We start from the raw sequence: 19,052 nt of genomic DNA, 5'->3' as shown, positions 1-19,052 counted from the left end.
CTAAAGGAATGAAACTTTCTATTATAGTTGCTATTGCTAAAAACGGGGTAATAGGTGGGAATAATGGTCTACTTTGGCACATACCTGAAGATTTAAAGCATTTTAAAAAGATTACATCGGGTCATAGCATTATTATGGGACGAAAAACCTTTGAGAGTATAGGTAAACCACTACCCCACCGAAGAAACATTGTAGTAACAAGAAACCCAAGTTTTAATGCCGATGGGATTGAAATTGCCAACTCATTAGATAAAGCTTTAGACCTTGTAAGAGATGAAAGTGAAGTTTTTATAATTGGTGGAGGCGAAATCTATAAACAGGCACTACCAATAGCCGATAAACTTTACATTACGAGAGTTCATGAATCATATGAAGGCGATACCTATTTCCCTCCTATCAGTTCAGATGAGTGGCAGCTAATATCATCGGACAAACAAAGCCCGACCGATGGGCCAGGCTTTACTTTTGAAGAGTATAAAAGAAAGCAGGACTAAGCCGCTTTCAAACGCTTAATGTTTGTCTTTTCCATCTTAGCCTTAGCGTAATCGAGGGTGATTACCATTTCTTTCTTATCGCTTGTTGGAAGTTCAAACATGGCATCAATCATTATAACCTCACAAATTGAACGTAGTCCGCGGGCTCCAAGTTTAAACTCAACGGCTTTATCAACTATATATTCAAGCACTTCGTCTTCGAATTGAAGCTTAATGCCATCATATTCAAACAGTTTAATGTATTGCTTGATAATAGCATTTTTAGGTTCAGTAAGGATTGACCTCAAGGCATCGCGATCGAGAGGGTTTAGGTAAGTGATAACAGGAAGACGACCAATGATTTCAGGGATTAACCCATAGGCTCTTAGATCCTGTGGGGCAATGTATTGCAACAGATTATCCTTATCAATCACTTCGCGTGTTTTGCTAGCACCATATCCAACCACAGTTGTGTTTAAACGCTGAGCAATTTTCTTTTGAATTCCCTCGAACGCGCCACCACAAATAAAGAGGATATTCTTGGTATCAACAGCAATCATTTTTTGTTCCGGATGCTTACGTCCACCTTGTGGGGGAACGTTTACAATAGAGCCTTCCAAAAGCTTGAGCATTGCCTGCTGGACACCTTCGCCCGATACATCGCGAGTTATAGAAGGGTTATCGCCTTTGCGGGCAATTTTATCGACCTCATCAATGAATACGATACCCTTTTCGGCTGCCTCTACATTATAATCGGCAGCTTGCAAAAGACGTGTCAGAATGCTTTCAACATCCTCGCCTACATATCCTGCCTCGGTAAGAACTGTAGCATCGACAATTGTGAATGGCACATGAAGCATGCGTGCAATGGTGCGAGCAAGTAATGTTTTACCCGTACCAGTTTCTCCAACCAACAAGATATTTGATTTTTCAATCTCCACATCGTCGCCTTTATCCTTTTGGAGTAAACGCTTGTAGTGGTTATATACTGCAACCGAAAGGAATTTTTTTGCTTCATCCTGACCAATAACATACTGATCAAGAAACTTCTTTATTTCGATTGGCTTTAACAGCTTGCTTTTTTGCAACTTGAACTCGCCCTTCTTCTTTAACTCCTCCTTTACAATAAGATTAGCCTGCTCGGCGCATAAATCACAGATGAACCCATCTAAACCAGCAATAAGCAGGTTAACCTCTTTCTGGTGGCGACCACAAAATGAACATTTATCGGTATTCTTCATTTTAACATTAAATTTGCGACAAAGTTAATCATAAATAGTTAATTGATACCTTATAAATAATAAAGGTCTGTTATATTTTATGAATGCAATGAACCATTAATAAAACAAAACCATGTTCACAATGTTCTATAATAAATCATATTAAAGCGAAGTTAAAACAACATGAAATTCCAAAAGAAAATAATTTGACTTTCGCTGAATGAGAGTTCTTCCCTAAAGCAAGTGAATAAACTGATATTAAACCACATAAAAAGATTAATAAAATGAAACTTTCGTTTTTTAACATCACAAACTTTAAGATTGATGGTGGAGCCATGTTTGGGGTTGTTCCAAAAGTTCTTTGGAGTAGAGTTTATCCATCCGATGAGAACAACTTAATTCCCCTAGCACTAAAATCGCTTATTATTGAAACAGGCGATAGAGTAATACTAATAGACAATGGTATTGGCGATAAGCAAGATGAAAAATTCATGAGTCACGTTCATGCATTTGGGGGTGAGGGACTAATTGCAGGATTGGCAAAACGTGGTTACAAAGCCGAAGACATTACCGATGTAATTTTAACCCATTTGCATTACGACCATTGTGGAGGCGGAACGTATCGCGATAAGAATGGGCAGCTCCAGCTAACCTTTCCCAACGCCAAGTACCATGTTACCGAGGCCCAATGGGAATGGGCAATAAACCCCAATCCTCGCGAGGCTGATGCTTTCCTTCCTGAGAACCTGCTTCCAATGCGCGATAAAGGTGCATTGAACCTAATTAAAGAGGAAGGAGAACTTTTCCCCGGAGTAGAAATAAGAATTTTTAATGGTCATACTAGGGGTCAGATTATTCCAATAGTGAGCTATAAAGGAAGGAAACTTGTTTTTGTCGCAGACTTATTTCCCTTTAGAGCACACATACCACTTCCATGGATAATGAGTTATGATGTTGAACCTCTTAAAACGCTTAAAGAAAAAGAAGTTTTCCTACAGGAAGCACTTGAAGGCAACTACATTTTTATATACCAACACGATTACTACGCCGATTGCAGCAAGGTTGTTGAAACTCCCAAAGGCATTAGAGCATCGGACCCATTCACTTTTGAAGAGCTAATGAACGAATTGGGGTAAGATTAAAATCTCAATTGTATATTTTATCAGCGGGAAAAACGTATAAACAAACACTCCTGCCGAAACAACTATATCTGCAAGCAATAGTTTTTTTAACAAAGACTCTGGGATCTTAATAATAACGATAGTTAGAATAGCTCTAAGCACTATCTGAATTAGAAAAAAGGAAAATACTCTCAACGATATTGGATTGAAAAATAGCGCCTTTGAAATGTTTAATCGAACAATTTGTGAGAATGCATTAGAAAGGCCTTTGCTTGGGGGTATTATGCCAGTTATTTCTGTAAGAGCAGCAGGAATGGGATGATTGTTGTTTGAAAATAAAAATGAATATGCGACAACTAAAAGTAAACTTAGCAGAAATGCTAAGTTTACCCTAAAGTACCCCAATTGAATTGGGGTTAACTTCTTCTTAATACTTCTACTGTTTCTCAGTTGCTTCAATTTTTACTTGTACCGAATCGGTGTCAATAGTAATTCTTGCTTTTTTAAATTCGCCTTCCTTTTGAGTTTTTGTCTTTTTTATAGTAACAACCTGAACGCTATCCGTAGCATTTTCCAATGTTCTCAAGGTTTTAACCATGCTATCGGTTTCTATTCTAATTTCAATATTAGAGTCCTTTAACTCCTTTTCAAGTTCTCGGGTAATTTGGTCTATCTTATCGGGATTCCGTTCCAGCTCATTTAAAATTGATACTCCTCCTCCAATTATTGTTAGCCATAATACGGCAAGTAAAATTGAAAGGACTGAAATTATAAGCGCACCTATCCCAAGCCCTTTCGAACCATAACCGTTCGAGGCTTGAACTATGGAAATAATACTAAAAACAACAGCTAATGCTGCTGGCAATAGAGCTACAAAACCTATACAAGGAATGAAAGCCAAAATGATTGAAATGACAGCCAATACAATTCCTACTATTCCCATGGCTTGTCCTGCGGTAGTTTTAACCTCAACATTCATAATATTAATTTTTCTATAAAGACGTTTAAGTTAATACTTTTGCTGCAAAACTAACACTAATTCATCCAAAAAAGATGTATACTACTGATTTTATTGATATTGAAATGTTTTATAATACTACTAAAAATTTTAAATTTGTATGTAGATAACTTATTGTGGCTAGTTTTTATAGCAGGTTTAAAAATTGCACCCCAAAACTTTATGCTACGATATTTTTAAAATAAGACACCAATTAATTAACGTATCTAAACTGACAAAAAAATGAAAAAGAAATTACTATTTCTTGCACTAATACTGTCTATAAATTTTTCTCATGCACAAGTGTTTAATACTGGAGAAACACTTTCGCATAAAGCATTTTCAATTGGTGTTGAACCTGTAGTGCTGATGAATGGCAGCAACGATTTCATGCTATTTCTCCATGGTGGATATGGAATAAAGAAAGGTGTAGACCTTTGTATTACAGGAGGCCTTTTAGGAACAAACAGTTATTTTGGGGCAAACCTTGAATTTTCCATGGGTAGGCATATATCATTAGCATTTGGTGCACACGATTTTGGCAATTTTGGCATAGATGGTACCCTAAACACCTCAATTGGTATTACTAGAGGGGTAAAGCTTTATGCAGGCTTAGATTCCGATCTCAACTTCCCTAAGAATGGAGATACTCAACTCCTAGTTTGGTTACCAATTGGTGTAGACATAGCATTGAGAAAAAATGTTAGCTTTCTTTTTGAGTCTGAGATTGGCCTAACCGACCCTGCCTACAACCTTATTGGAGGTGGTTTAATGTTTTATTTTTAATTGATTTCAGAAGTTATTTTCTCAATTTTAGGCTCAAACTTTCTCATAGATTTAATAATATCTGTTTCTGGTTCAATAAAGTTAAGCCCGTCCCAAAAATCGGGGTCATACTCGTAACTGATATCAGACAAAACCACATTACTCTTTAATGTTTCTTTCCTTTTAAATCGCTTAACATTTTCATTTTCAATATCAATTCCAACGAGTTCAAAAAATACATTATACGAATTTGAAAACGGAAGAAACCTTAACGAAACTTTCATCTCGATATCGCCCCTTATATGCTTTGCAAACCAGTAATTATCGTGCTCCTCATATAAAACATGGTATCTTATTCTTTGAGGTTTTACCCGGACTTTTCGCCCTCTCTTAACCACAATCTGGTTTGTGGTCTTTTTTACGAGTTTAGGATTAATCTCAAAATCAGCCCCTAAAATGACAAAATCCTCGGTATCGATATATATAACCCCTGTAAACAGGGGATCTTTTACATAATCTTTTTGCTTAAATCCAATAACATACGCCGTACGATTATTAAAAACAACAATATCGTTACGAGAATACTCGTAATACTCCATAAAGTCGGGGTTTAAAAAATCTGGAAGGTTTTTCATAATATCTAAATCGAGCGATGATCTAACACCAGCCTTCAATTTAACCTCAAGAGTATCCTGCCTACTCTTTTGCTCAATTTTACGGTATCGCAAAAGTTTTACCTGGTCGTATCTAGAGTCAAAACGATAAGGTGATTTATAAATCTTTGATACAGCCTCGGAGTAACTTACCACATTGCCATTCTTTAGTACACCTTCGCGATAAAAAGAAGTTATATATACTTCATTGGGTAAATACTTTTTTAATCGTTGCTTCACAGCCTTAGCAACCAAGCCCCTGGCATCTATATTCCGAATAATTATTTCCTGAATAGATATATAGGTAGGTTTCAGTAAAATATCAGGTGTTTCATTTTGAATTAATCGGCCTCTTATTCTATATGGCTCATATCCAATATGCGATATTATGAGCGTAGAGTCGATGTATAAGTTAGGAATACTCAGGTTAAACACGCCATCCTGATTAGTGATAGTACCTAAAGCTAAGCTGGGTATTCCAATTGTTGCATATTGTATTGGTGTTCCTGATTCTTTATCAACAATTCTACCTTTTAGTTTTATAAACCGTTCTTTTTCATCGTTTAAAGCCCCGTTCCTTTTTGCTCTATCCCTGTATAAAAGGATATGCCTGTCTATCGCTTTAAACTTTACTAAAGAGTCGTTTATTACCTCTGTTAGTATCTGATAAAGCGAACTATTAATGAAGTTGCGTTTTTTAACTCTTTTCTTGCTATCAACATCACGACTATCGTAGATAAAGTAACATCCTGCCTTTTCGCCAATTTGGTTGAGCACCTTAAATAGAGTTGCAGGTTTAATAGAAATAGTTAAGCGTTTTTGTAAAAGGGAATCTGCCTCTGATGCTGATGTTGTATTAGAGAGAAGTACAGCAATAGCAATAAGTATTATTTGATAAAGTTGTCCAAATTTCCTGTTATTCTTTTTAGTTACTAAGCATAATGCTTCCATCGGGGTTTGCTGTTACTTTTAGGTTAAATGAGGCTGATAGCACATTCACAATATTGCTAGGCTCATTGTCAAAGGTAACTGAAATTTTCATTGCTTTCAAATCGTCACCTATCAGGTATATTTTGGTTCCATAAGTTTTATTGATAACCCTGATTATATCCTCTAGATATTCGTCTTGGAACATCAATATCTTCATTCTTTTATTAACATTAAGGCTCTTGTCAGGCTTTAACTTGATAATTTCAGTTCCATTAGCGATGGCCGATTCACCAGCAGAAACAAGTGCACTTTTTGTTATGTTTGCTAATGTTACCCGCACTTTTCCTTCAGTGACATTAACCTGAACATTATTTTTAGTGGTTTTAAGATTAAAAGCGGTACCGACAACCTCTATATTAGCCTTTTCTGTTTGAATAATAAAAGGGCGGTTCGGATTTTTTGACACATCAAAATAGGCCTCTCCCTTGAGTCTTACAACCCTTGACCGACCCACAAATCGTTTTGGGTATTCCAACAGTGCATTATGGCTAAGAAAAACTTGTGTTCCATCGGGTAGTGTTCTAATTAGAGTATTGCCTTGGGCGTAGTTAATAAGTTTAACAGTTTCAGGATTTAGGTAAGACCATGTTAGGAATGAGGCTACAACTATTACTAGAAGTGAGGCAGCAATACTAGCCAGTTTATAGGGTGTCCAGCCAATTTGTCTATCAACCTCATCTTCAGCCTTAGCTATTTTTTGTTGAAACTTGTTCCATGCTGCATCTGTATCGAACTTTATATCGTTTTTTCTTTTATCAGTTTTAAATGCTTTCATCTCATTTAACCATTTATAATTATTTCTGGCCTCGCGGCTAAACAAAAGGCTAATGCGAAATAGAATCACCTCAATAAGGGTTGTTTCCCCAATAAAATATTTTGCTGCCCTACTTAAATGTTTCTGTTTCCTCATGGTTTCTGCTATTTATTAATAAACCCCCGACGGACTAACTGAGTTCTAAGCTCTAAAAGAGCCTTTCCCATATCGGCTTCAACTGTTTTAATTGACACACTCAAAAGTTTTGCTATTTCCTTATATTTTAATCCGTTAACCCGACTAAGCAAAAAAGTACGACGAATACGACTTGGTAACGATTTAAGAGTTTCTTGAACAACCTCATTTAGCTGATTTCTGTCAAGTTCATCTTGAGGTGTATCTGCGCTAAGGGAAAGAACGTTTTGACTAGAATACATATCTTCCAGTTTCTTATGCTGAAGAAAGCGAATGCATCTATTTCTTATAGAACGATACATGTATGATTTCATAGAAAACTTTATGGAAATCTTTTTCCGTTTTAACCAAAACTGATAAAAGAACTCTTGAACAATCTCTTCTGCTTCATCGGCATCAAGAACAAAAGAGTATGCATAACGACACAAAGGCTCGTAATAGCTTTTAAATAGCTGTTCAAATTTTCTTAGGTCATCATCTTTTTTTGCCGAATGCATCAAGCGTTTACTATTAAATTTTAACAAATTTAGCAAAATGGAAGAGGCTGTTTCAAAAAGCAAAGTTAATACATTGAAACAGCGCTCCCTTTTCGTAACATTCTATTTCTTAAACCTCTTGTTAAGCTTTCTAATTGCCGATTCAATTGATTCATCAGGTTCAATTGTATTGTAAGCTCCCCAATAATCGGGATCAAAATATTCGTTTACCTTATCGGCAAGTACTAGGTTTGGCTTAAACGACTCCCTGTAAGTTATCTTATTCACCTTATCAAAATTACGCTCAGTTATAGCCATTTCCGACATTACTGTATAGTAAGTTTTGAAAATTCGTTTTCTCCAGTCGGCACGGAACTTGATTTCGCTTCGCATATAGTTCAAGTAGTAGGTGTTATCAATTTTTTTGTAGGTTACCAAGTAAGTAGTGCTAGTAGGCTCAAAAATTAACCCAGCAGGTTTTTTCCGTACAAAGATCTGAGCCACTTTTTGCGGGTCGGATAAATCAATGCTAAACTCAGCCATTGTAACAGCTAGCGTTTCGGAATTAATGTATATTTTGCCCTTGTATAAAGGATAATCAAGCTGTGTATTTGGCGTAAAACTAATTACATAGTTGGGCTCATTGTCAATGCTTACAATATTAACAACCTCGTAATCGTAATAGGGCATGTCCTCGCGTGAAAGAATTAGTTCAGGATATTTTACAATGTCAAGATAAAGTGCAACATGGGGCCCACCCTGCATTTTAACCATGAGGGTGTCGGCCTTTTTTACACTTTCGCCTCTGCGCCCTTTTAGTATTTTAACCTTATCGGACTCAAAAGTAAAGTTGTAAGCCGACTTGTAAATTTCGACCACAGCTTCAGCAATAGAAATATACTTACGTCGCTGCTTAATTGTTTCCCTATAAAAAGCGGTTAAGCTAGCTGGCGTTTTGCTATAATTCTTGCTAATGTTTGAAATAGCTCCATTTATCAGGTCACGAGCATCGAATGGTCTTACAACAACCTTTTCAATTTCAATTGAGGCAGGCTCAATGTAATATACGTTCTTTTTGGAACTCTTTTCGGTTACAATTGGGAAAGAACGATTTTTGTAACCAATATGATAAATCTCAAATTCACTCGCATTAAGTGATTTGGGTACTTTTAGTGTAAATTCACCATCGGCGTTGGCTACAGTTCCTATTGTAGTTCCAGGGACGGCAATTGTTGCAAAAACAACGGGTTCCTTAGTTTTAGAATCCTTTACAACTCCACTAACAAGCTGATAGCTTAAATCTTGAGCCATCAATGTTGCTGAGATTACAAGCATTACAGCAGTAAAACTGTACCTCAGACTTTTTTGTAATATGCGGTTTATCTTTTTCATAAGTGCAACTTTTTAAGTTAGTATTTATCGTCCTGCTGTTTACCTTATGATACATTACAACAGCTTTTCCCTATTCTTTTTAGCTAGAAAATTTATTTCTAATTGTTATTATCTTGCATACCAACACATTAAGCATGCATAAAAAATCGAACTAGCATCAAAAAAAAGTGATAAAACACCATTTAATTAAAATATATTAAATTAGCAATTAATGCAATGCAAGCAACTCAATTACATAAAAATGATAAAGCATGAAAAATAAACGGTTAATCATCATCCTGCTATCCATTATGGTAATACTTATGGTACCCTTTTTTGCCATGCAAGTAAGCAATGAGGTGAATTGGACACCATCCGATTTTTTGGTGGCAGCAGTTCTTCTACTTGCTTCAGGTTTGAGTATTGAATTTGCGTTAAGAAAAATCAAAAGACGAAAGTTTCGAATTGCAATTGTGATTGCCATTCTAATTTTACTGCTAATAGTTTGGGCTGAACTGGCAGTAGGAATATTTGGAACTCCATTGCCTGGCAGCTAATTCTTTAATTATGAACACCATACAATTACATATCAACTCTTTTATGATTTAACTCCCATATGTTGCACGAGTGTAAAGCTGAAGAAACAAAACAAATATTGATATCAATTAATATTATAAGATGAAGTTAAAAGTTTTTCATATACGGCTCACTAAAGAGAACCTTTATCCGGATCTAGAAAAGATAAACAATTTCTTAGAAAATGTTTCCGTAAAAAAACAACAACTACTCTAATTCAAGGCGATCCAAATTTTTGGTCGGATCTTGTTTTTTACGACGATAAGAAAGTTGAAATTCAAAACATAAAAGCTGAAAAAAATTCCATTACTGACGAAAGCAGTTTATCCGATGAGGAGATGAAAATTTATTGTGCACTAAAAGAATGGAAAAACGACATGGCAAAAACATTAAATATTCCACATTTTATGATATGCCACAATGCAGAACTAATTACAATAGCCAAAGTAAAACCTCGTACATTGGAAGAACTACAAACCATAAAGGGATTTGGTGAAACTAAAATTGCAAAATTTGGTGAAGATATTTTAGCATTGTTAAATTCAATATAAATTATTGTATGAACACATAGCATACCTGAATTAAGGGAACAAAAATCAAAAAGAATCTTTCAAATTATAAATATTTCATGGCAGAAACTTACATTTTAAACCTTTTAGCTATAAAATATCTAAAAATATGAAACGAATAAATAATTTTTACTTTAACTTTGTGAGTAAAGAATTATCCAAACCATAAAACTTGGGATCATGCAAAATTTAGATTGGAAGAACCTACCATTTGGTTACGTTAAAACCAACTATAACGTTCGATGCTACTATAAGGATGGCAAATGGGGCAACCTTGAGGTGTCGGACTCAGAATATATCAACATCCATATGGCTGCTACTGCCCTCCACTATGGGCAGGAGGCCTTTGAGGGAATGAAGGCATACCGCGGAAAAGATGGCAAGATTCGCCTTTTCCGTTGGGAAGAAAACGCCAAGCGCCTACAACATTCTGCAGATGGTATCAGAATGGCGCCAGTTCCTGAAGACCTTTTCTATGAAGCAATTGTAAAAGCAGTAAAACTTAACGAGGAGTTTGTACCCCCTTATGGTACTGGAGCATCGCTCTACATCCGTCCACTTCTATTTGGCTCAGGTCCTGAAGTTGGCGTTCGCCCATCAAGTGAATACATGTTCATAGTTTTTGTTACTCCTGTAGGACCATACTTTAAGGAAGGTTTCAATCCTGTTAAAATTGCAATTGTTCGCGATAGCGACAGAGCAGCACCACTAGGAACTGGAACTTTTAAGGTTGGAGGAAACTATGCTGCAAGCCTACGTGGCGTTGAAAAGGCCCACAAAGCAGGATATGGTTCACCTATGTACCTCGATGCCAAAGAAAAGAAATATATCGACGAGATTGGAGCAGCAAACTTCTTCGGAATTAAAGACAATACCTATATTACTCCTAAATCAACCTCTATATTAGGTTCCATTACAAATAAGAGCATTGTTCAACTTGCCGAAGATATGGGCCTAAAAGTAGAACGTCGTCCAGTGCCCGTTGAAGAGTTAGAAACCTTTGAGGAGGTTGGCGCTTGTGGTACTGCAGCTATCATCTCACCAATAGGTGAAATTAAAGATTTAGCAACAGGCAAGGTTTACACTTTCTGTAAAGATGGAAAACCAGGCCCTATCTCAACCAAGTTATACGAAACACTTGTTGGTATTCAATACGGAGAGATTGAAGATAAGCATGGCTGGGTTATCATAATTGAGTAATTGCCATAAAACAGAATGCTAACATTATTTTGTCCTTATAGTTAACCAAACTAAGCCGAAACGCTATTTTAGCTGTTTCGGCTTTTTTGTAACAAAAAAGCAACACATTCGTCTTATCACAAGATTTTTGTGTTATGTTTCAACAGAAACAATATATTTTTACAGTAACTTACAGACAACAAATAGCAACTTAAGTCTATAGTTTAACAAAAACCATTACAAAGAATGAAAAAGTTTATTAAGAATTTTCTGATTTTAGCGCTAGTAGCCTTAGCATTTCAGCCTTTTGCTCAAAACAATAAAATTAAGCAGTTCACACTGCCCAATGGCTTAACTGTAATACTCGATGAGCAACACGATAAGCCTGAAGTATTTGGAGTTGTAGCAGTTAAAACTGGAGGCAAAAACGACCCTGCTGATGCAACCGGAATGGCCCACTACCAGGAGCATATGCTTTTTAAGGGGACCAAGCAATTGGGAACTATTGATTGGGAAAATGAAAAGCCTCATATCGACAAAATCTTTGAACTTTACGATTCCCTAGGCAAAACAAAAGATCCTGAAATAAGGAAACAAATTCAAAAAGCAATTAATGAGGAATCGGTAGAGGCAAATAAGTATGCCATACCCAACGAAATGAACAACCTCCTAAATGAGATAGGTTCATCGCAAATTAATGCAGGCACAGGGCCCGACAATACTCTGTTCTACAATAAGTTCCCTGCAAATCAGATTGAGCGTTGGCTCGACTTGTATGCACATCGCTTTATGGAACCCGTGTTTAGAGGTTTTCAAGCAGAACTGGAGGTTGTTTACGAGGAAAAGAACCTTTACAACGACATGTTTCAATCCCGTTTACTGGAAGAATTTCAGAAACATTTCTTTAAGAATCACCCATACGGACAGCAACCCCTTATAGGAACTATTGAGGATTTAAAAAATCCTTCGCTAACCAAGATGTATGAATTTTTTAAGACCTACTACGTTCCTAATAACATGGCCCTAATCCTTTCAGGCGATTTCAACTCCGAGGAGATCATTCCAATAATTGAAGAAAAGTTTGGGAAATGGCAGCGAAAAGAACTCCCCGAGCCCAAAAAATGGGATGAGAAGCCGTTTAATGGTAGAGAGTTCCATCAAGCCAGATTAACTCCTATCAAGTTAGCACTTCTAGGTTATCGAGCACCCTCAATTTCTGATCCTAAAAAGCCATTAGTTGATGTCTTGACTCGTTTATTAAACAACAGCTATTCAACAGGTTTACTCGATAAGCTCTCTATAGATGGTAACGTGATTGCTGCTCAATCGATAATGATGCCCTACATGGACCATGGAGCTGTTATGATTTTTGTAGTTCCAAAGATTTTTGGACAAAGTCTTAAAAAGGCTGAAGGCTTAGTCCTACAAGAAATTGAAAAAATTAAAAAAGGAGAATTCGACGAGGAACTTCTTGAATCGGTTAAGCTAGAAATTTACAGAAACACAAATACAGAACTTGAAAATATTGAAAACCGTGCTTTAACCTTAACCGAAGCGTTTACTCAAGGAAAAAGTATCGATGATGTTTTAAATTATCCCGATATGGTTAAAAGTATAACCAAAGATGATATTGTTAAGATTGCTAATGAAATTTTTGGTCCAAATTACCTGGCATTCTATTCCAAAATGGGCTTCCCTAAAAAGGAAAAAATTGCTAAACCCGATTTTAAGCCCCTCACGCAAAACAAAGAAGCCAAAAGTATATATGCACAACATTTTGATTCGATACCTGTTAGGACCCCTGAATTTAAGTTTATCGATTTTAATAAAGACCTTAGAAACATTGAGCTAGCAGGTGGACACAAGCTACTTTGTGTTGAAAATCCCAAAAACGATATCTTCTCACTTTCTGTTAGTTTCCATGTTGGGAACGAGAAAATTCCTTTACTTAAATATGCATCGCAGGCTATGAATATGGCTGGGGCCGGCAGCTACGATGTAAACTCGTTGAAAAATGAATTTGCAAAACTGGGAACATCGCTTTGGGTTTGGTCATCAGACAACACAACAACACTAAACATTACGGGAATTGAAAGCAATCTTGAACCTACCATTAAGCTTTTAAACCTAATCCTTGCCGATCCAAAGCTAGAACAGAATAAATTAAAAAACATTATCAACGGTGAAAAAACAGAACGAAAGATGGAGCGTTCAGAACCCGATAACGTTGCCGACGCTCTGGTTGAGTATGGTTTGTATGGCGAGAAATCCGATTATATTAATAGGTTAACCCTTAAGCAACTGAAAAAGCTAAAAGCAGAACAGCTAATTAACGCCTTTAAGGAAGCAACAACCTATAAGGCAACTATAACATACTGTGGGAAAAAAGATCCCCAGGCAATTTCAAACCTAGTAAACAAACATCTTAAACTTAGTGCTAGCCCCAAAATTGATAACACACCACTCGATAAACCAAAGAAACAATACACAGAAAATACCATCCTATTTGTAAATAAACCCAATGCACGCCAAAGCAAAATGTACGTATTCATTAATGGAGAACCGTTCCAAATTAATGACGCTCCGTATATTGATGCTTTTAACGACTACTTTAGTGGTGGTTTCTCTGGTTTGATGTTACAAGAGATTCGCGAATACCGTTCGCTTGCCTATTCGGCAGGAGGTTCGTTCAGGTACCCTCGTGTTAAAGGTAATCCTGTTAACTTCCTAGGCTATGTAGGTACCCAATCGGACAAAACACTTACTGCAATGGAAACCCTTGATACCCTTATAAGGCAAATGCCTGCCAAACCTGAAAGAATTGGTATGATTAAAAACCATTTAATTCTTTCGGCTCAAACCAAGCGTCCCTCTTTTAGGTATCTGGCTAACTCCGTTGAATATTGGCGTAAGCAAGGTTTTGAGACCGACCCCCTAAAGATAAAACTTCCAATTTATCGTAACCTTTCATGGTACGACATTGAAAACTTCTACGTTAGCAAGATGAAAGAAAAACCTGCAGTGTATATGATTGTGGGTGATGAAAAAAATATCGACATGAATGAATTTGCAAAGTACGGGAAACTAGTAAAAATCAAAGAGGATGAGCTTTTTAGCAAATAATCCTTAACACAACTCCATGAAACACCCTACAAAGTAAACTTTTACATAAATGGTTGAAATAAAAGGTAGTCGAATTGACTACCTTTTATTTTTTTCTTAGTTTTATCTGATTAAAAATTAAATTTATGAAACTACGTATAGCTGTTCTAATATCAATAGCTGCTCTTCTGGTATCATGTCAATCAGATGAGAGTTTAGAACTCGAAAAAACTGCTTATTTAGAAGAAATAACAATAAAAGAGCTCCACGATGGATACATTAACAAGAGGTTTACAATTGAGCAGGTGGTTGGGGATTATCTAAAAAGGATTGAACTGCTCGATAAAAATGGGCCTTGCCTTAACTCAATCATCAGCATAAACCCCAATGCAATTAAAATTGCTCAAGAGTTAGATAAGGAACTGGCCGAAGGACATGTTAGAGGGCCTCTACATGGAATTCCAGTTGTTCTAAAAGATAACATTGAGACAAGCGACTCCATGCCAACAACCGCTGGTGCAACCGTATTAAAAAATTCATTTGTTGGGCGCGATAGTAAAATTGCCGAAAAGTTGCGTGAGGCAGGTGCAGTTATTATTGGTAAATCTAATCTGAGCGAATGGGCAAATTTCAGGTCAAGCCGATCGTCGAGCGGATGGAGCGGAGTCGGAGGGCAAACACGCAACCCCTATGTGCTAGACAGAAATCCCTGTGGTTCAAGCTCTGGTTCTGGAGTGGCTGTTTCTGCCAATCTATGTGCATTTGCTATTGGTACCGAAACCGATGGCTCAATTGTTTGTCCTTCAAATAATAATGGGGTTGTTGGTTTAAAACCTACAGTAGGCCTAATAAGTCGAACTGGGATAATTCCCATATCGTTCACGCAAGATACGCCAGGACCAATGTGTCGTTCGGTAGAAGATGTTGCAATTAGCCTTGGCACAATGGTAGGTCCCGACTCATCAGACCAAAAAACCCTTGACCCTAATGCAAAATTCTATAACGATTACACTCAGTTCCTTCAACTTAATGGGCTCAAAGGGAAACGTTTAGGGTACATAGCAAATGCTGCTGGTTTTCACCACAAGGTAGATACACTGATGAACAATGCAATTAAAGACCTGCAACGTTTAGGAGCTGTAGTTGTTAACGTGAATATTCCCATAGCCCCAGAGGTGAATAGCGCAGAATTTGAAGTGCTTCTCTACGAATTTAAGGATGGGCTAAATAATTATTTTAGTAGCCTTGGGGATAAAGCCCCTGTTAAAAATCTAGAAGAACTTATCATTTTTAACAAGAACGACAGCATTGAACTCCAACATTTTGATCAGCAAATTCTTGAACTAGCTCAAAGAAAAGGCGATTTGAACTCTCCAGAATACAAACATGCCCTAGAAACTATGCAAAAAGGGATAAGAGAAAGTATTAATAGGGTAATGAACGAGAATGATCTTGACTTATTAATATTACCAACAGGATCACCAGCATGGAAAACCGATTTAGTATTAGGCGATCATTACATTGGAGGTAACTCTTCGTATGCTGCTATGGCTGGATATCCTAGCATAACAGTTCCTATGGGAGATATTAACGGTTTACCAGTTGGTATTTCATTTATTGGTAGAGCTTGGGATGAGCCTTTACTGATTGAAGCAACTTACTCCTACGAACAAGGAACCAAACACAGGAAAAACCCTATGTTCATGAAACATTAAGCAATCAAGGCTAAGCCTATATCTAAATCGTAAAAAAGTTAATCATAACACTTAAACTAAAAATTTATACTTGACACAACGCTACAATAGTAAACCAAAAACAAGAGTAGTTAATTTTAACTTTTTTTATTAACCTATATGATTTTTTAGAAAAATCATGTAGGTTTGTATGATAGTGTGTAGGTTAATGCGCACAAATCAATTTAGTTAAACGATGACTATGCAAAGATATATACTCGCACTAATTGCATTATTAGCATTTGGTTTTGCACATGGTCAGCAATCCAAATCAAGGAGAAAAGCAAAAGGTCCTTACCCACGCGATTGGGTTTTGGTTGAGAAATCAGGCTTATATGGATTTATATCCAACAATGGGAAAGAAATTATTAAACCCCAATACTCAAAGATATATCCCTTTGATGATTTTCAACGAGGCTGGGCAATGGTTGAAAAAAATGGGTTTATTGGCTTCATCACAACAGAGGGGAAAGAAATTATTAAACCAGAGTATACCAAAATATATCCTTTTGGAGAACTTAACAGAGGTTGGGCATTGGTTGAAATTAGCGGAAAGTTTGGTTTCATATCCATTGAGGGTAAAGAGGTTGTTAAACCAGAGTACGATAAAATACATCCTTTTGGCGAGCAAATTAAAAATCTTGCTATGGTTGAAAAGGATGGACTTTTTGGCTTTATTTCCATCGATGGCAAAGAGGTGCTTAAACCACAATACCAAAAGGTGCATCCTTTTGGCGAATTTCAAAAGGACTGGGCACTTGTTGAAAAAAATGGCTTGCTAGGTTTTATCAACGGAGAGGGCAGAGAAATTGTAAAACCTCAATACTCTAAAATAAATCAATTTGATGAATACCAAAAAGGTTGGGCACTTGTTCAACGCGATAACTATTTTGGTTTTATAAATTCCGAAGGCAAAGAGATAGTAAAAACTCAATACACTCAAATCAAACCTTTTGACCAAGTTCAAAGAGGTTGGGCTCTAGTTGAACGTGATGGTCTTTGGGGTTTCATTTCAAATGATGGGAAAGAAGTGGTTAAACCTAAATACGAAAGAATTAGTTTAAGCGATTCTTCAGCCTTTCAAAAAGGTAAACCATAATTTTTTCTCAAATTAATCGTTTGTTTGAATTTTTTAATACTTTTGCTGCGAATACTACCATTCTTTTTGTTTAAAGAAAGGTTAGAATTATAGAGAAGAGCGGAGAGAACAGGCTCTATGAAGCTCTAGCAACCTGCCCCCCAAAAGGCAAGGTGCTAAAACCTGACCCAAAAGGGTAATTATAACTCTAAACTTTAAAAGTTATGCATTACAAAAATTTTATCTCGTTTCACATCTACTTGGGTCGTAAGTTTTCCCAATTTCGTTATCTGTTTCACCTCATTCACAATTTAGCCATTCGAATGCGCCCCTGCGCGCAGTAATCAAACATAAAACTCTAAATGAGTTTAGTCTGATCGTACTTATCAGGCTAAGCTATAGCCTTTTTCAAGGCTTTAATGCTCTGTTATTATTAAATTCCTAAAAAAGAATTAGTTTATGAATCAAAAATATCATTTTGATACCTTGCAGGTGCATGCAGGGCAGACGGTCGACTCAGATACATTATCGAGGGCTGTTCCTATTTATCAAACAACATCGTATCTATTTAAAAACTCCGATCATGGAGCAAACCTTTTTGCCCTTAAAGAGTTTGGGCACATATATACAAGGTTAAGCAACCCCACAACCGAGGCGCTTGAAAATCGAATTGCAGCGCTAGAAGGTGGAAAATCGGCTTTAGTGGTATCCTCGGGGCATTCAGCGCAGTTTATTGCACTTACAAATATTCTGGAGGCTGGCGATAACTTTGTTACATCACCCTTTTTATATGGCGGAAGCCATAACCAGTTCAAGATTGCACTCAAACGACTAGGAATTGAAGCCAGGTTTGCTAAAAGCAATAATTCTAATGACTTTGAAATATTAATTGACGAAAGGACAAAAGCCATATATGTGGAAACAATAGGTAATCCTAGCTTTAACATCCCCGATCTTACTCAACTTGTGAAACTTGCAAATAGATACGAAATCCCTTTAATAGTTGATAATACCTTTGCAGGTGTAGGTTTCCTCTGTCGCCCCATTGAATGGGGAGCCAACATCGTTGTAGAATCAATAACCAAATGGGCAGGTGGGCATGGAACAAGCATGGGTGGAGCAATAATTGATGGCGGAAATTTTAATTGGGGTAATGGTAAGTTTCATCAGTTTACAAAACCCTCAGAAGGTTACCATGGCCTGGTTTTTTGGGATGAATTTGGCGAAAAAAGCCCACTTGGGAATATCGCATTTACCGTTAGGGCCAGAGTTGAAGGCCTTCGCGATTTCGGTCCAGCAATTAGCCCTTTTAATGCTTTCCTTATACTACAAGGAATAGAAACCCTATCGCTTCGTATGGAACGACACTGCAACAACGCCCTCAAACTTGCTAGCTGGTTAGAATCGCACCCTAAGGTTGAAGTTGTAAACTATCCAGGTTTAGCCAATGACCCCAATCATTACCTGGCAAAAAAATATCTTAAGTATGGATATGGTGGTGTACTCACCTTTACCATTAAAGGAGATCTTGAACAAACAAAAAAATTTGTCGATAGCCTTAAACTAGTTAGCCACCTTGCCAATGTGGGCGATGCCAAAACCCTAATTATTCAACCGGCTGCCACAACTCATCAGCAACTTACGGAGCACGAACGACTTTCTGCTGGAGTATTGCCAAACCTACTAAGAGTGTCGGTGGGCATTGAACATATCGACGATATTATTGACGATTTTGATCAAGCCTTTCAGAATGTTTTTGGCTAAGATAAAGTATAACTTTTATACATTGTGACAGAATTT

16 protein-coding genes and 1 riboswitch are annotated in these 19,052 nt (G+C 36.9%); of the genes, 10 read left to right on the top strand and 6 right to left on the bottom strand.

The window, feature by feature from the left end; translation table 11 throughout:
- Positions 1–8 precede the first annotated feature (8 nt).
- A complete protein-coding gene (locus FHG85_RS01765; RefSeq protein ID WP_173072561.1) occupies positions 9–494 on the top strand; it encodes a dihydrofolate reductase in 486 nt (161 codons plus the stop codon).
- Here FHG85_RS01765 and clpX read toward each other — a convergent pair.
- Positions 491–1,714, bottom strand: coding sequence for an ATP-dependent Clp protease ATP-binding subunit ClpX (gene clpX, locus FHG85_RS01760; protein WP_173072560.1), 1,224 nt, complete (start codon positions 1,712–1,714; stop codon positions 491–493). The two genes, FHG85_RS01765 and clpX, sit on opposite strands and share 4 nt — an antisense overlap.
- 263 nt (positions 1,715–1,977) lie before the next feature.
- On the opposite strand from clpX, the gene FHG85_RS01755 reads away from it, so the two are divergent.
- A complete protein-coding gene (locus FHG85_RS01755; protein ID WP_173072559.1) occupies positions 1,978–2,829 on the top strand; it encodes an MBL fold metallo-hydrolase in 852 nt (283 codons plus the stop codon).
- A gap of 421 nt (positions 2,830–3,250) precedes the next feature.
- Here FHG85_RS01755 and FHG85_RS01750 read toward each other — a convergent pair whose 3' ends face one another.
- Complete coding sequence (locus tag FHG85_RS01750) at positions 3,251–3,793, bottom strand: hypothetical protein (protein ID WP_173072558.1); 543 nt, start codon at positions 3,791–3,793, stop codon at positions 3,251–3,253.
- 261 nt (positions 3,794–4,054) lie between these two features.
- On the opposite strand from FHG85_RS01750, the gene FHG85_RS01745 reads away from it, so the two are divergent.
- Positions 4,055–4,597: a hypothetical protein gene (locus FHG85_RS01745; RefSeq protein ID WP_173072557.1), complete on the top strand. Its 543-nt coding sequence runs from the start codon at positions 4,055–4,057 to the stop codon at positions 4,595–4,597.
- Here FHG85_RS01745 and FHG85_RS01740 read toward each other — a convergent pair.
- The 4 genes from FHG85_RS01740 to FHG85_RS01725 all read right to left on the bottom strand — a co-directional run bounded on the left by FHG85_RS01740 (position 4,594) and on the right by FHG85_RS01725 (position 9,036).
- On the bottom strand, positions 4,594–6,180 hold the full coding sequence (locus FHG85_RS01740; RefSeq protein ID WP_173072556.1) for a carboxypeptidase-like regulatory domain-containing protein: 1,587 nt from the start codon (positions 6,178–6,180) through the stop codon (positions 4,594–4,596). The genes FHG85_RS01745 and FHG85_RS01740 overlap by 4 nt on opposite strands.
- The gene (locus FHG85_RS01735) at positions 6,155–7,129 is read right to left on the bottom strand and encodes a FecR family protein (RefSeq protein WP_173072555.1); all 975 of its coding nucleotides are present in this window, start codon (positions 7,127–7,129) and stop codon (positions 6,155–6,157) included. The genes FHG85_RS01740 and FHG85_RS01735 overlap by 26 nt, the downstream gene beginning before the upstream one ends.
- Positions 7,130–7,137: 8 nt before the next feature.
- A complete protein-coding gene (locus tag FHG85_RS01730) occupies positions 7,138–7,665 on the bottom strand; it encodes an RNA polymerase sigma-70 factor (RefSeq protein ID WP_173072554.1) in 528 nt (175 codons plus the stop codon).
- A gap of 102 nt (positions 7,666–7,767) precedes the next feature.
- Positions 7,768–9,036 carry a carboxypeptidase-like regulatory domain-containing protein gene (locus FHG85_RS01725; protein WP_173072553.1) on the bottom strand — a complete coding sequence of 423 codons (1,269 nt, stop codon included), beginning with the start codon at positions 9,034–9,036 and terminating at the stop codon, positions 7,768–7,770.
- Between the two features lie 251 nt (positions 9,037–9,287).
- On the opposite strand from FHG85_RS01725, the gene FHG85_RS01720 reads away from it, so the two are divergent.
- The 7 genes from FHG85_RS01720 to FHG85_RS01690 all read left to right on the top strand — a co-directional run bounded on the left by FHG85_RS01720 (position 9,288) and on the right by FHG85_RS01690 (position 19,016).
- Positions 9,288–9,572, top strand: coding sequence for a hypothetical protein (locus tag FHG85_RS01720; RefSeq protein ID WP_173072552.1), 285 nt, complete (start codon positions 9,288–9,290; stop codon positions 9,570–9,572).
- A 357-nt stretch (positions 9,573–9,929) separates the two neighbouring features.
- Positions 9,930–10,142, top strand: a complete 213-nt coding sequence (locus FHG85_RS01715; protein ID WP_173072551.1) for an HRDC domain-containing protein — start codon at positions 9,930–9,932, stop codon at positions 10,140–10,142.
- A gap of 198 nt (positions 10,143–10,340) precedes the next feature.
- Positions 10,341–11,360, top strand: coding sequence for a branched-chain amino acid aminotransferase (locus FHG85_RS01710; RefSeq protein WP_173072550.1), 1,020 nt, complete (start codon positions 10,341–10,343; stop codon positions 11,358–11,360).
- Positions 11,361–11,585: 225 nt separating this feature from the next.
- A complete protein-coding gene (locus tag FHG85_RS01705; RefSeq protein WP_173072549.1) occupies positions 11,586–14,462 on the top strand; it encodes a M16 family metallopeptidase in 2,877 nt (958 codons plus the stop codon).
- 125 nt (positions 14,463–14,587) lie between these two features.
- Entirely contained in the window at positions 14,588–16,156 is a 1,569-nt protein-coding gene (locus FHG85_RS01700; protein ID WP_173072548.1) for an amidase, read from the top strand.
- 220 nt (positions 16,157–16,376) lie between these two features.
- Positions 16,377–17,273, top strand: a complete 897-nt coding sequence (locus FHG85_RS01695; RefSeq protein WP_173072547.1) for a WG repeat-containing protein — start codon at positions 16,377–16,379, stop codon at positions 17,271–17,273.
- An 84-nt stretch (positions 17,274–17,357) separates the two neighbouring features.
- A riboswitch (SAM riboswitch) is annotated at positions 17,358–17,461 on the top strand.
- Between the two features lie 250 nt (positions 17,462–17,711).
- On the top strand, positions 17,712–19,016 hold the full coding sequence (locus tag FHG85_RS01690; RefSeq protein ID WP_173072546.1) for an O-acetylhomoserine aminocarboxypropyltransferase/cysteine synthase family protein: 1,305 nt from the start codon (positions 17,712–17,714) through the stop codon (positions 19,014–19,016).
- Positions 19,017–19,052 lie beyond the last annotated feature (36 nt).

Source organism: Tenuifilum thalassicum (genome assembly GCF_013265555.1).
In the GTDB taxonomy this organism is placed as follows: Bacteria; Bacteroidota; Bacteroidia; order Bacteroidales; family Tenuifilaceae; genus Tenuifilum; species Tenuifilum thalassicum.
Note: the sequence above shows the minus strand (reverse complement) of the source record. Positions and strands in the feature narration are given on the sequence as shown.